Below are 13,217 nucleotides of genomic sequence, written 5' to 3' on the forward strand. Positions count from 1 at the left end.
GGATGCGGCACGGGGGGTCGAGGGGCGGGCATCAGCAGCCCGCCGCGGAGACGGCCGCCGGCTGGGCGACCGCGGAGGAGGGGGCGCTCGGGATGCCGACCCAGCGCTGCAGGTCGGGACGCACGCGCCACTGGTAGGAGCGGGACTCGCCGAGCCGGTCGTCCGAGAACGTCGTCGCGGCACCGGCGAGGCGGGCGACCGTGATCCAGGCGCCCGGGGCGGTGCCCGCGACGCGGCGCTCGACGAGGAGGTCGGTCGCGCCGGGGATCGCGGCCCACGCGACGGCGGTGACGGGCCGGCCGGCGACGCAGCTCGCGGCCGCCGAGGTCACGGTGGTCGTCGAGGTCCAGCTGCCGGTGGAGGCGCCGAGCGTCGCGTCATCCCGGTGCGTGAACCCGCGGGGCACGAGCGGCGCGGGATCCAGGAACACCGTGATCGTGGATGACGCGACGATCCCGGTGGCGGGCGCCGCCGGCCGGTCGGTGATCGAGTACGCGACCGCGAAGGACCCCGCGGCCCCCGACGTCGGCGCCCGGTACGTGCACAGGTCGGCCGCGCAGGAGAAGGACCCGGGGATCCCGCCGGGCGGCACGGCGCCGGTGACCGCGAGCGCGTCGCCGTCCGCGTCGGTGTCGTTCGCGCGCGGGTCGAGGGTGACCGCGGGGCCGCCGATCGTCGCCACGAGGCGGTCGGCGCGCGCCACGGGGGCGCCGTTCAACGGCGTGACCGTGATGGTGACGCGCACGTTCCACGTGCCCGCCGCGCCCTGCAGCGCGTAGTCGAAGACGTCGACGCCCGTGAACCCGACGGCGGACCGGTAGGTGCAGCGCCCGCGCTCCGTGCCGCTCGCGACGCACGTGGCGCTGCCGGCGGTCGGCGACGCGGGCACGGGACCCGCGGCGCCGCCGACGAGGATCGGGGTCGCCGAGAGCTGCGCGCGGCTGAGGGTCGCGCCCGTGGCCGCGCGGCCGTCGTTCGCGAGGACGTCGATCACGACGGGGACGCCCTGCGGAGTGGTCGCGGAGTCGGGCAGCGGATCCGGCACGGCCTGCACGGTCGCCGTCGCGGTGGCCTGCACCGGCCCGGTCGGCGCGGTCGCCGTGGCCGTCGCGGTGTTGACGATGGATCCCGCCTGCACGTCGGCCGCCGTGGCCGTGTACGTGGCGGTCGCCGTGACGACCTGGCCGGGCGCGAGGGTCCCCGCGGTGCCGGGCCAGGTGTACGCCAGGGCGGAGACGCCGGTGCGCGGATCCGCGATGGCGACGTTCGTCAGCGTGGTGGAACCGGTGTTCCGCAGCCGGAACGCGTAGGTCACCACGCCGCCTGCGGCCGGCACGTTCTGCGTCGACGCCGTCTTCTGGAGGTCCATGGTCGCGGTGCGGGTGAGCGGCACCGTGGCGCTGGCCGTCGACTGCACCGCGACGCCGCCCGCGCTGGCGCCGCGCGCGGTGGCCGTGTTCGCGACCTGCCCGGCGTCGACGTCGGCCTGCCGCACGGTGTAGCCCGCGGTCGCCGTGACGGACTGGCCGACGGCGAGGGTCCCCGCGGTGCCGGGCCAGGCGTACGTCACGCTCGAGAGCCCGGGCAGCGGATCCGTGAGCGCCACCCCGGTGAGCGGCACGGAGCCGCTGTTGCGGAGGACGAAGGAGTACGCGACGGTCGCGCCCGGCCCGCTGCCCGTGAGCGTCGCGGTCTTGGTGAGCGCGATCGCCGCGGCGCCGGCGACGGGCGTGCTGGTGCTCGAGGTCGCCGTCGGCGCGGCCTGCCCGGCGAAGGTGCGCCCGGAGACGGTGGCGGTGTTGACGATCGGCGTCGCGGCGTCCACGTCGGCCTGGGTCACGACGTACGCGGTCGACGTGAAGGCCTGCGTGGCGCCCGGCGCGAGGGTGACGCTGGCCGGGCTGATGCCCGTGACGCGCGGATCGGCCACCGCCACCTGGTACAGCGACACGTTCCCGGAGTTCCGCGCCTGGAACGCGTACGCGATCCGCTCGCCGACGTCCGCCCGCCCGTTGCCGTTCGCGTCGGCGAGCGTGCCCGTCTTGGTGAGCGTCAGCCCCGGGGCGGGCGCGACGATCGGCACGGTCACGGAGCTCGTGTTGCTCGTGACGCCGAAGAGCAGCGTGTTGACGCCGCGCGCGCTCGCGGTGTTGACGAGGGTGCCGGACATCGCCTCCGCCGGCGTCACGACGTGACCGCCCACGCAGGTCGTCGAGGCCCCGATGAGGAGCAGGCCCAGCCCCAGCAGCATCCCGGGGCACGTGACGGACGGCACCAGGGGATCGGTCACCGTCAGGTTCGAGAGGACGACCCCGCCCGTGTTGCTGAGCACGAACTGGTACGGGACCGTCTGCCCCTCGGCGTACGCCGCCGGCTGCGGGTTCGTGCGGTCCACCTGCTTCACGAGGTTGAGCGGGCTGAGGTCATCGATGCTCGAGACGCTCACCTCGCGGATCAGGTGCGTGTCGGTGAACGAGCCCGTGGAGGCGAGGTAGCCGAGCTTGTAGGAGGAGGGGGCGGCCGTGGTCATCGTGTACTGCAGCACCCGCGTGAGCGAGGCGGCCGACGCCCCCGCGGTGGCGCCCGCGTAGACCGTGACGACCGGGAAGCGCGCGGGCGAGACGGTGATCCGGATCCTGCGCCCGAGGTCGGCGGTGGGCGTGCTCAGCGTCGTGGTCGCGCGGAGCGACGTCGACGGCCGTGCGCCGGCGAGGTAGCAGTACCCGCTCGTGCCCGTGCCGGGGCCGCGCAGCGCGATGGTGTCGGGGCTGGCGAGGACGCCGGCGGTGACGCAGCCGGTGCCGCGGCCCTCGGTGCCGCTGGAGAAGTTGCCGTACGCGTCGAGGCCGACGCCGAGGTAGCCGCCGGCCACGCCCGGGACGTTCGTGGTCTGGGCGTAGCCGAGGGATCCGCCGGCGGCGCCCGCCGAGGTGAGCGGCACGGATCCGTCCGTGAGGAAGAAGCCGATGCCGTCCGCGCCACCCGAGGAGGTGCCGTACTGGTACTGGTCGAACGTGATGTCGAGGCCGCCGCTCGCGGGGATGGCCGAGTCGTAGACCACGCCGCCCACGGCGCTCGGGCGGTTGTCGGTGAGCTGCAGGGCGCCCGGGTTCGCGCTGGCGGGAGGCGCCTGGGTGCGGCTGCCGCACACGCCCAGCGTCGAGCTGCCGCTGGCCGGGGCGGAGGTCGCGCGGGTCAGGCAGGCGCTGCCGAGCGGCTTCCACGCGGGATCGGTGACGCTCGCGCCGGCGAACGACTCGCGGATCAGCTGCGACGCGGCCGTGGCGGTCTGCGCCGGCAGGCTCACGAGGAGGGCGGCGCCCACGGCGGCCGCCACGAGCGCGGCGACGCGGCGGAGCACCGGGCGCGATCGCGGTCCGCGGACGGTGCGGGACGGCTCGGCGGCATGGCGCGCACGCGCTCGATCCACCTCGACCACCCCCTGGACGTCGCCCTCCCGGAGGAGCGGCGCGAGGCCCCCCGGCCTCGCCTCGGCAACGGTAGATCGGCCGATCACCAGGGGAAAAGGGACCCAGTGGCGATCTAGGTGAACCAGTAGCCCCCGTTCCGGGACCCAGGCCCCCCGACCGAGGCGCACCCAGCGGCGCATCCCGGTGGATCCTGTGAGTTGAGCCGACATCGCTCAACTCCTGCTCCCGCGACTTGACGCTCCGCGGCGCGCGAGTAGAGTTGAGTCATCGCGGCTCAAGTAGCACGCCGCTGACGAAGCGGCACCGCGAGCGAGACTCCGCGGGACACCCGCGTCACCCACGAAGCGACCCCGTGATCCGGGGCCTGCGGCAACAGAAGGAGAACACCCCATGGCTCGTGCAGTAGGAATCGACCTGGGTACCACCAACTCGGTGGTCTCGGTCCTGGAGGGCGGGGAGCCCACCGTCATCGCCAACGCCGAGGGCGCGCGCACCACGCCGTCCGTCGTCGCGTTCACCAAGGACGGCGAGGTGCTGGTCGGCGAGACCGCCAAGCGCCAGAACGTCACCAACGTCGACCGCACCATCTCGTCGGTCAAGCGCCACATGGGCACCGACTGGACCGTCGGCATCGACGCCAAGAAGTACACGTCGCAGGAGCTGTCGGCCCGCATCCTCGGCAAGCTCAAGCGCGACGCCGAGCAGTACCTGGGCGACACGGTGACCGACGCGGTCATCACCGTCCCCGCGTACTTCAACGACGCCGAGCGCCAGGCCACGAAGGAGGCCGGCGAGATCGCGGGCCTCAACGTGCTGCGCATCATCAACGAGCCCACCGCGGCGGCGCTCGCCTACGGCCTCGACCGGGGCAAGGAGGACGAGCTCATCCTCGTCTTCGACCTCGGCGGCGGCACGTTCGACGTCTCCCTCCTCGAGGTGGGCAAGGACGACGACTTCAGCACCATCCAGGTCCGCTCCACCGCGGGCGACAACCGCCTCGGCGGCGACGACTGGGACCAGCGCATCGTCGACCACCTCGTCAAGCGCTTCAAGGAGTCGACGGGCGTCGACGTCTCGAACGACAAGATCGCCAAGCAGCGCCTCAAGGAGGCCGCGGAGCAGGCGAAGAAGGAGCTCAGCTCCTCCACCAGCACGAGCATCCAGCTGCCCTACCTCTCCCTCACGGAGAACGGCCCGGCCAACCTCGACGAGACGCTGACCCGCGCCAAGTTCGAGGAGCTCACGAACGACCTGCTCGAGCGCACCCGCAAGCCCTTCGAGGACGTCATCCGCGAGGCCGGCGTCTCGGTCGGCGACGTGGCCCACGTGGTCCTCGTCGGCGGATCCACCCGCATGCCCGCCGTCGTCGAGCTCGTCAAGAAGCTCACGGGCGGCAAGGAGCCCAACAAGGGCGTCAACCCGGACGAGGTCGTCGCCGTCGGCGCCGCGCTCCAGGCCGGCGTGCTGAAGGGCGAGCGCAAGGACGTCCTGCTCATCGACGTCACCCCCCTGAGCCTCGGCATCGAGACCAAGGGCGGCATCATGACCAAGCTCATCGAGCGCAACACGGCCATCCCGACCAAGCGCAGCGAGACCTTCACCACGGCCGACGACAACCAGCCGTCCGTGGCGATCCAGGTCTTCCAGGGCGAGCGCGAGTTCACCCGCGACAACAAGAACCTCGGCACCTTCGAGCTCACCGGCATCGCGCCGGCGCCCCGCGGGATCCCGCAGGTCGAGGTCACCTTCGACATCGACGCCAACGGCATCGTGCACGTGTCCGCCAAGGACAAGGGCACCGGCAAGGAGCAGTCGATGACCATCACGGGCGGATCCTCGCTCGGCAAGGAGGACATCGAGCGCATGGTCCGCGAGGCCGAGGAGCACGCGGCGGAGGACAAGACGCGCCGCGAGCAGGCCGAGGTCCGCAACAACGCGGAGCAGCTCGCCTACTCGATCGACAAGCTCATCAAGGAGAACGACGACAAGCTCCCCGAGGACGTCAAGTCCGAGGTCCAGGGCGACGTCGACGGCCTGAAGAGCGCCCTCGCCGGAGACGACGAGACCGCCGTGAAGACCGCGTTCGACAAGCTCTCCGCCAGCCAGACCAAGCTCGGCGAGGCCATCTACGCGCAGGGCCAGCAGGAGCAGGCCGCCGGTGAGGCGTCCGAGGGCGCGCCCGAGGCGAAGAAGGACGACGAGGACATCGTCGACGCCGAGGTCGTGGACGAGGACGAGCAGGACAAGAAGACCGACCGATGACCGAGGACACCGCGAACGGCGAGGGCCGCGTGCCCGAGGACGAGGGAGCCGAGCAGTCGGCCTCCTCGGCCCCGGCCGGGCCTGACGCCACGGCGGACGCCGCGGCCGACGCGGCCTCGGTCCCGGGCGAGGACGGCGCGTTCGTCGAGGCCGAGGGCCCCGACGTCGAGACGACCGACCCCATGGACGAGGAGCTGCAGGACCTCATCGAGAAGACCCGGAACGAGCCCGTCGAGGGCGACTCCGAGCACCTCGCGGACCTGAAGCGCGTCACCGCCGAGTACGCCAACTACCGCAAGCGCACCGAGGCCAACCGCGAGATCGAGCGCCAGCGCGCGGTCGGCGACGTGGTCAAGGGCATCCTCCCGGTGCTCGACGACCTCGATCGCGCCGAGAAGCACGGCGACCTCGCGGAGGGCGGACCGCTCACCGCGATCGTCGCCAAGCTGCGGACCAACGTGGAGCGCATCGGGCTGGTCAAGGTGGGCGCCGTCGGCGACGCCTTCGACCCGCAGGTGCACGAGGCGATCTTCCAGAAGCCGAACCCCGAGGTCCAGGTGGACACCGTCGCGGACGTCGTCGAGAGTGGCTACTACATCGGCGAGACGCTGCTGCGGGCCGCGAAGGTCGTCGTCGACAAGCCGGAGTAGCGCCATCATCCGCAGCATCGATCCGGCTGCACCCACCCCGGTCCGGGCGTCCGCACGCGCGGGCGCCCGGACCGGGTCGTGCGGCCCCCACCACGAGAAGAAGAAGGGAGGCGTCTGATGGCCAGCCAGGACTGGTTCGACAAGGACTTCTACAAGGTCCTCGGAGTGTCCAAGGACGTCTCGGAGGCCGACCTCAAGAAGGCCTACCGCAAGCTCGCGCGGCAGTACCACCCGGACAGCAACCCGGATCCGTCGGCCGAGGCGCGCTTCAAGGAGATCAGCGAGGCCAACGCCGTGCTGTCCGACAAGGAGCAGCGCCGCGAGTACGACCAGGTGCGCGCGATGGGATCCGGCGCCCGCTTCAGCGCGCCCGGCGCCGGCGCCCAGGGCGGCGGCTTCGAGGACGTCTTCGGCGGCATGTTCGGCCAGCAGGCCGGCGGCCGCGGGCGGCGCGCCGGGTTCGGATCCGGCCAGCCGCAGTACAGCCAGGGCGGGTTCGAGGACATCCTCGGCGGCATGTTCGGCAACGGCGGCTTCGGCCAGTCGACCGGCGGCTACCGCGGGTACGGGGCGCCCACCAAGGGCCGCGACGTGACGGCGTCGACCACGATCGACTTCCTCACCGCGGTGCAGGGCGACGTCGTGCGCCTGCAGGACTCCGACGGCCGCCCCCTCACGGTGCGCGTGCCGGCCGGCGTCTCCGACGGGCAGAAGATCCGCCTCGCCGGCAAGGGCGAGCCCTCGGGGGACGGCGGCGCGTCGGGGGACATCATCCTCACCGTGCACGTGCGTCCGCACCCCGTGTTCGAGCGCGACGGGCTGAACCTCCGGGTCAACGTGCCCGTGACGTTCCCCGAGGCCGCGCTCGGCGCGACCATCGAGGTGCCGACGCTCGGCGGCGATCCGGTGCGGCTGAAGGTCGCGCCCGGCACGTCGAGCGGCAAGGTGCTCCGCGTCAAGGGCCGCGGCGTCACGACCCCGAAGGGCACGGGCGACCTGCTCGCGCGCATCGAGGTCGCGGTGCCGTCGCGCCTCACGGACGCGCAGCGCGTGGCGCTCGACGCCTTCGCCAGCTCGGGCCCCGCCGAGGACCCGCGCGCGGAGCTCATCGAGCGAGCCCGGGGCTGACGTGGATCCCCGCGACGCGATGGACGAGGACGCCCCCGTCTTCGTGATCTCCGTGGCGGCGGAGCTCTCGGGCATGCACCCGCAGACGCTCCGGCAGTACGACCGCCTCGGGCTCGTGTCGCCCACCCGCACGGCCGGGCGCTCCCGCCGCTACTCGATGCGCGACATCGTGCAGCTGCGGGAGGTCGCCCGGCTGGGCGCGGAGGGCGTGAGCCTGGAGGGGATCGCGCGGATCCTCGAGCTCGAGAACCAGGTGTCGGAGCTCCGCGGCCGCGTCCGCCAGCTCGAGTCGGCCCTCGCCGACGAGCTGCTCTCCCGGCCCGGCCGCCGCGTCTTCGCGGCCCGCGGCGACGGCGACGTGGTGTCGCTGCGCGCGGGCGTGCGGCCCTCGCGGCAGACCGAGGTCGTGCTCTACCGCGCGGCGCTCACGCGGCACGCGCCGGATCCGGGCGAGGACGCCGACGCGCATGCGGGCACCGATCCCGACGGGCGCGGCCCGCGGTGAGCGACCCCGCCGCATCCGCCGCATCCGCCGCCGACGACCTCCTCGACCTGGGCGCGCTCCGGCGCCGGCCCGACGTCGAGGCCGACAACCTGTTCGCGGCCGACGCCGCCGACCGCCTGCTCCTCGACGAGCTCGTCGCGCTGCTCGCGACCGCCGCCGACGCCGGACGCCCCGTGCAGGCCGCGGAGCTCGTCGTGGTCGGCGACGCCTACGGCGCCCTCGCGCTGGGAGCCGCCGCCGCGCTCCGCCGAGCCGGGGCCGGGGCCGCGGATCCGATCCGCCTCCGCGTGCACCAGGACGCGCTGACCTCCGAGACCGCCCTCGACCTCAACGCGGTGCTCATCGGCGAGACCGCCGGGATCGCGCACCACGGGCTCGACGACGCGCTCGCCGCGGGCGCTCGCGTGGTGCTCGCCCGCCTGCCGCGCAGCCTCGACGCGCTCGACGAGTGGGCCGGCGTGGTCGCGCGCGCCGCGGCCGACGACGTGACCGTGCTCGCCGGCGGCCGCGTCAAGCACATGACGCCCGCGATGACGGACGTGCTCCGCCGCCGCTTCGGCGACGTGCACGCGACCCTCGCGCGGCAGAAGTCGCGCGTGCTCGTGGCGCGCCGGCCCCTGCGCGACGCCGCGGTCGACGCGTACCCCCGCCGCGAGTCGCACCCCGACCTCGGCCTCGAGGTGCGCGCGCACGGCGCCGCCTTCGCGGGATCCAAGGTCGACATCGGTACGCGCTTCCTGCTCTCCTTCCTGCCCGACCTGCCGGCCGACGCCCGCGTCGCGGTCGACCTCGGCTGCGGCACGGGCGTCATCGCGTCGGCCGTCGCGCTCGCCCGGCCGGACCTCCGCGTCATCGCGACCGACCAGTCCTGGGCGGCCGTCGACTCGGCGCGCGCGACCGTCGCGGCCAACGGGCTCGGGGAGCGGGTGACCGTGGTGCGCGACGACGCCGGGTCCACCGTGCCCGACGGATCCGCCGACCTCGTGCTCCTCAACCCGCCGTTCCACACGGGCGCGACCGTGCACGCAGGCCTCGCGCCGCGCCTGTTCGCCGCCGCGGCGCGCATGCTCCGCCCGGGCGGCGAGCTCTGGACCGTCTACAACAGCCCGCTCGGCTACCGCCCGCAGCTGACCCGGATCGTGGGCCCGACGCGCGAGGCGGGACGGAACGCGAAGTTCACGGTCGCCGTCTCGACGCGGGCGGATCCCCGGGCCTAGCCTCGGGCCACCGCCGGCGACCCGCGCCGCCCGCTCACCGAGGAGCCGCCATGCCGACCTTCCGCACCCGCGTCCTGCAGGCCCGCGTCAACGCCACCGGGCTGCCGGTGCCCGCCGAGGCGCTCGACGAGCTGGGCGCCGGGAAGCGGCCGGCCGTGGTCGTCACGGTCGCGGGGTACTCGTACCGCACGACCGTCGGCACCATGGGCGGGCAGCACCTGCTCCCCTTGAGCGCCGCGCATCGCGCCGCCTCCGGGATCGCCGCCGACGACGAGGTCGAGGTCACGATCGAGCTCGACGCCGCTCCGCGCGAGGCCGTGGTGCCGGAGGAGGTCGCCCAGGCGTTCGCCGCGGAGCCCGCCCTGGCCGAGGCGTTCGCCGCCCTGTCGTCGAGCCGGCAGCGCGCGCTCGTGGATCCGATCGGCGAGGCGAGGACGGACGGGACGCGCGCCCGCCGGGTGGAGAAGGTGCTGGCGGCGCTGCGCGGGTGAGGCGCCGCGGGATCCCGACGGGCCGTCAGGACGCCGCGCCTCCGGACGCCGGCGGATCCAGCACCAGCAGCTCGCCGATCTCGCACTCGAGGGCGCGGCAGACCGCGACGAGCGTGGAGTAGCGGATCGCCCGGGCGCGGTCGTTCTTCAGCACCGACAGGTTCACCTGGCTGACGCCCACGATCGCGCTCAGCCGCGTGAGCGTCATGCCGCGGGCGGCGAGCAGCTCGTCGAGCCGGCAGTGGACCCCGGTGGGGCCGTCGTCGTCGCCCGCCATCAGACGAGGCCGCGGGTGTCGCGCTGCAGGCGCTCGCCGTGCTCGACCACGAGGCCCACGATCATCAGGGCGAAGCCGAGCGCGATGGTCGACGCGTCGACCTCCGCCGCCACGGGCCAGAACCCGTCGAGCCCCGCGGTGGGGTCGTTGAGCGCCTCGCCGACCATCCACGCCACGCCCGTGCGGACGCCGAGCGACAGCAGCGCGGCGATCATCACGATGCCGCCCGCGACCGTCACCACGAGGCTGAGGCGGCGGGCGAGCGGATCCGGCCGGAGCAGCCGCCGCGCGAGGAGCGCGACCGTGCCCGCCAGCGCGATGCCGACCGCGGCGTCGAGCGCGATGCGGACCACGTGCATGGCGACGATGCCGCCCGGCAGGTCGCCGACCGCGACGTCGGCCGTGCGGTAGGCGCCCGAGCGGAGGTCGGCGGGACCGGCGTCGGCGCCGGCGGGCAGGGACCCGCGCATCTCCAGCGACGTGCGCACGACGCCCGTGCGGACGGTCTCGACGGCGCTGAGGGCGGCCGCGGCGGCGACCAGGAGCGCGACGACCACGGCGAGGACGAGGGCCGCGCGGAGGATCCCGCGGGTGATGCGCGCGGAGCCGCCGGTGCCGACGAGGGGGGAGGTGGTCATGGGAGTCCTATCGACAGTCGTTGCAACGAATGTCGATAGGGTCGCACGCGGCCGGGGCCCGTGTCGAGGCCCCGCGGATCACGCCGGATGCGTGCGGAACCACTCCAGGAGCCAGCGGGCGCGCGACGGCGCGTCCGGGCGGGCCGCCGCGGAGGCCGGGCGGTCGAGGAAGTCGTCGTAGCCGTCGAGCTCGCGGACGGTCGCGTCGTCGACCGTGCGGAAGCCCATCGACCAGGCGGGGAACTGCCGCGCGGGGATCCGCTCGTCGAGGAGCTGCCGCACCTCCGTGTGCCGGTCGTCGGCGGCGATGACGGCGAAGACGGCCTCCACGGCCTCGTCCGGTCCCTCGAGGACCTGCATGAAGCGGCCGTCGCGATGGAGCAGGAGGCCGGTCAGGCCGGTCCGCTCGTTGTTGCGGACGCACTGGCGGAGGAGCTCCGCGAGATCCTCGTCGGTGAGGCGCCGCGTGGCGGTGCTCGTGTAGACGGTCGTGCGCATGTGTCCCCCTCGTCCCCGTCCGACCATCCTGCCGGGTCGCGGAGCCGTGCGGGGCACTACGCGGCGATCCCGGACGGCAAGAGCCCGGCGCGTCCGCGGGTACGGGTCGTGCCGGGCTCCTGCTGCTGCCGCGTCCGTTCGGGTCGGTGCGCGGAGGGATCTGATGAGCGGCCCGCTGGGCGGGGGGACGCGGCGGGGCGCTCCTCGGGTATCCATTCGCACAGCGGCATCGGGGGGAACCCGCTGTGTGATCACGACTCTACGCGGCCGGTCCTCATTTTGGGGGACACGGATGCGCGAAGCGCGGGTGATCCGAGGGTGAGGCGCGGGTGAGCGGCCCGCCGTCATGCGGATCCGGGGCCGTCGGCCGGGCTCCGATCGCCGGGCCGGGGATGTCCGCTGGGCGCACGACGGGGCGCGGCGCACCGCCCGGCGGCGTCAGTGCGCGCCGCCGAGGCGCCCCGCGAGGCGGCCGTGGATGGCGCTGCTCGCCGCGTTCATCCCGCGGATCTCGACGGTCGTGCCGTGCGCCCGGTACCGCGTCTCGACGGCGTCGAGCGCGGCGACCGTGGAGGCGTCCCAGACGTGCGAGCGGGACAGGTCGATGACGACGCGGGGCGGGTCGTCATCGTAGGCGAAGCGCGTGGTGAGGTCGTCGCTCGAGGCGAAGAACAGCTCGCCGTCGACCGCGTAGAGCGCGCGCTCGCCGTCGGCGTCCGCCTCGAGGGTGCGGGTGACGCTCGTGAAGCCCGAGACGCGGCGGGCGAAGACGACCATCGCGGCGATCACGCCCACGACGACCCCGACGGCCAGGTCGTCGGTGGCCACCACGACCGCCACGGTGGCGACCATGACGACGGTCTCGCCGACCGGCATGCGGCGGAGGGTGGCCGGCCGGACGCTGTGCCAGTCGAAGGTGCCGACGGCGACCATCACCATCACGGCGACGAGCGCGGCCATGGGGACCACCGAGACGACGTCGCCGAGGCCCACCACGAGCACGAGCAGGAAGACGCCCGCGAGGAAGGTGGAGATGCGGGTGCGGGCGCCGGACGCCTTCACGTTGATCATCGTCTGGCCGATCATCGCGCAGCCGCCCATGCCGCCCGCGAACCCGGAGGCGACGTTGGCGATGCCCTGGCCGAGCGCCTCGCGCGTCTTCGGGGAGCGGGTGCCGGTGACCTCGTCGACGAGCTTGGCGGTCATGAGCGACTCGAGGAGGCCGACGACCGCCATGGCGAGCGCGTAGGGCGCGATGATCCCGAGGGTCTCCAGCGTGAGCGGCACCTGCGGCACGAAGAGGGTCGGCAGGCTGTCGGGCAGCGTGCCCTCGTCGCCCACGGTAGGCACGGCGACGGCCGCGAGCACGGTGACGAGCGTGAGCACGACGATCGCGACGAGCGGCGCCGGGATCACGCGGGTGAGGCGGGGCAGCAGCGCCATGATCCCGATGCCGGCCGCGACGATCGGCCAGACCATCCACGGCGCCCCGACGAGGTGCGGGAGCTGCGCGGCGAGGATGAGGATCGCGAGCGCGTTCACGAAGCCGACCATCACGGAGCGCGGGATGAAGCGCATGAGCCTGGCCGCGCCGGCCGCGCCGAGGGCGAGCTGCATGAGGCCGCCGAGGATCACGGTGGCGATGAGGAAGTCGAGGCCGTGGTCGCGCATCACCGGGGCGATGACGAGCGCGATGGCGCCGGTCGCGCCCGTGATCATGGCCGTGCGGCCGCCGACGATCGAGATGACGACGGCCATCACGAAGGCGGAGAAGAGGCCGACCTGCGGATCCACGCCCGCGATGATCGAGAACGAGATGGCCTCGGGGATGAGCGCGAGCGCGACGACGAGGCCGGCGAGCGTCTCGCGGATGAGCAGGCGCGGGTCCTTCAGCGCCTGGAGGACGGTGGGGCTGGTGCGCACGGGCGCGGGCGCCGGTGCGGGGGCGGTCCGGGTCATGGATCTCCTCGGGAGGGGCGGGCGGTGCCCGCGGTGGCTGGACGGCGCGACGGCGCGCCGGATGCGCGCGGCGCGGGGCCGACGCGGGAAGGGTGGGGGAGCCGAGCGGCTCGGATGACCCTCACGTTGCGTGAGGGTGTCTGCGCCCGACTCTACCGTTA

General features: G+C 74.1%; 11 protein-coding genes. 6 read left to right on the forward strand and 5 right to left on the reverse strand.

Features of this window, described 5'->3' with window-relative positions; translation table 11 throughout:
* Positions 1-31 precede the first annotated feature (31 nt).
* Complete coding sequence (locus H9X71_RS00385; RefSeq protein ID WP_244961675.1) at positions 32-3,361, reverse strand: DUF7507 domain-containing protein; 3,330 nt, start codon at positions 3,359-3,361, stop codon at positions 32-34.
* A gap of 460 nt (positions 3,362-3,821) precedes the next feature.
* On the opposite strand from H9X71_RS00385, the gene dnaK reads away from it, so the two are divergent.
* The 6 genes from dnaK (at position 3,822) to H9X71_RS00415 (ending at position 9,684) form a co-directional block, all read left to right on the forward strand.
* Complete coding sequence (dnaK, locus tag H9X71_RS00390) at positions 3,822-5,693, forward strand: molecular chaperone DnaK (RefSeq protein ID WP_191147811.1); 1,872 nt, start codon at positions 3,822-3,824, stop codon at positions 5,691-5,693.
* Complete coding sequence (locus H9X71_RS00395) at positions 5,690-6,343, forward strand: nucleotide exchange factor GrpE (RefSeq protein WP_191147812.1); 654 nt, start codon at positions 5,690-5,692, stop codon at positions 6,341-6,343. Before dnaK ends, H9X71_RS00395 begins: the two co-directional genes overlap by 4 nt.
* Positions 6,344-6,460: 117 nt before the next feature.
* Positions 6,461-7,471, forward strand: coding sequence for a DnaJ C-terminal domain-containing protein (locus tag H9X71_RS00400; protein ID WP_191147813.1), 1,011 nt, complete (start codon positions 6,461-6,463; stop codon positions 7,469-7,471).
* Between the two features lie 19 nt (positions 7,472-7,490).
* Positions 7,491-7,976 carry a heat shock protein transcriptional repressor HspR gene (locus H9X71_RS00405; RefSeq protein WP_244961957.1) on the forward strand — a complete coding sequence of 162 codons (486 nt, stop codon included), beginning with the start codon at positions 7,491-7,493 and terminating at the stop codon, positions 7,974-7,976.
* The gene (locus tag H9X71_RS00410; protein WP_191147814.1) at positions 7,973-9,193 is read left to right on the forward strand and encodes a class I SAM-dependent methyltransferase; all 1,221 of its coding nucleotides are present in this window, start codon (positions 7,973-7,975) and stop codon (positions 9,191-9,193) included. Before H9X71_RS00405 ends, H9X71_RS00410 begins: the two co-directional genes overlap by 4 nt.
* 50 nt (positions 9,194-9,243) lie before the next feature.
* Positions 9,244-9,684 (forward strand): YdeI/OmpD-associated family protein, encoded by a 441-nt coding sequence (locus H9X71_RS00415; protein WP_191147815.1) that lies wholly within the window; start codon positions 9,244-9,246, stop codon positions 9,682-9,684.
* Between the two features lie 25 nt (positions 9,685-9,709).
* On the opposite strand, the gene H9X71_RS00420 is transcribed toward H9X71_RS00415, so the two are convergent.
* The 4 genes from H9X71_RS00420 to H9X71_RS00435 all read right to left on the reverse strand — a co-directional run bounded on the left by H9X71_RS00420 (position 9,710) and on the right by H9X71_RS00435 (position 13,056).
* Positions 9,710-9,961 (reverse strand): helix-turn-helix domain-containing protein, encoded by a 252-nt coding sequence (locus H9X71_RS00420; RefSeq protein ID WP_191147816.1) that lies wholly within the window; start codon positions 9,959-9,961, stop codon positions 9,710-9,712.
* On the reverse strand, positions 9,961-10,599 hold the full coding sequence (locus H9X71_RS00425; RefSeq protein WP_191147817.1) for a hypothetical protein: 639 nt from the start codon (positions 10,597-10,599) through the stop codon (positions 9,961-9,963). Before H9X71_RS00425 ends, H9X71_RS00420 begins: the two co-directional genes overlap by 1 nt.
* A 78-nt stretch (positions 10,600-10,677) precedes the next feature.
* On the reverse strand, positions 10,678-11,097 hold the full coding sequence (locus H9X71_RS00430) for a BLUF domain-containing protein (RefSeq protein ID WP_191147818.1): 420 nt from the start codon (positions 11,095-11,097) through the stop codon (positions 10,678-10,680).
* Positions 11,098-11,535: 438 nt separating this feature from the next.
* Positions 11,536-13,056 carry a SulP family inorganic anion transporter gene (locus H9X71_RS00435; protein ID WP_191147819.1) on the reverse strand — a complete coding sequence of 507 codons (1,521 nt, stop codon included), beginning with the start codon at positions 13,054-13,056 and terminating at the stop codon, positions 11,536-11,538.
* Between the last annotated feature and the right edge of the window lie 161 nt (positions 13,057-13,217).

The sequence above is a fragment of the Clavibacter zhangzhiyongii genome (assembly GCF_014775655.1).
Classification (GTDB): Bacteria; Actinomycetota; Actinomycetes; order Actinomycetales; family Microbacteriaceae; genus Clavibacter; species Clavibacter zhangzhiyongii.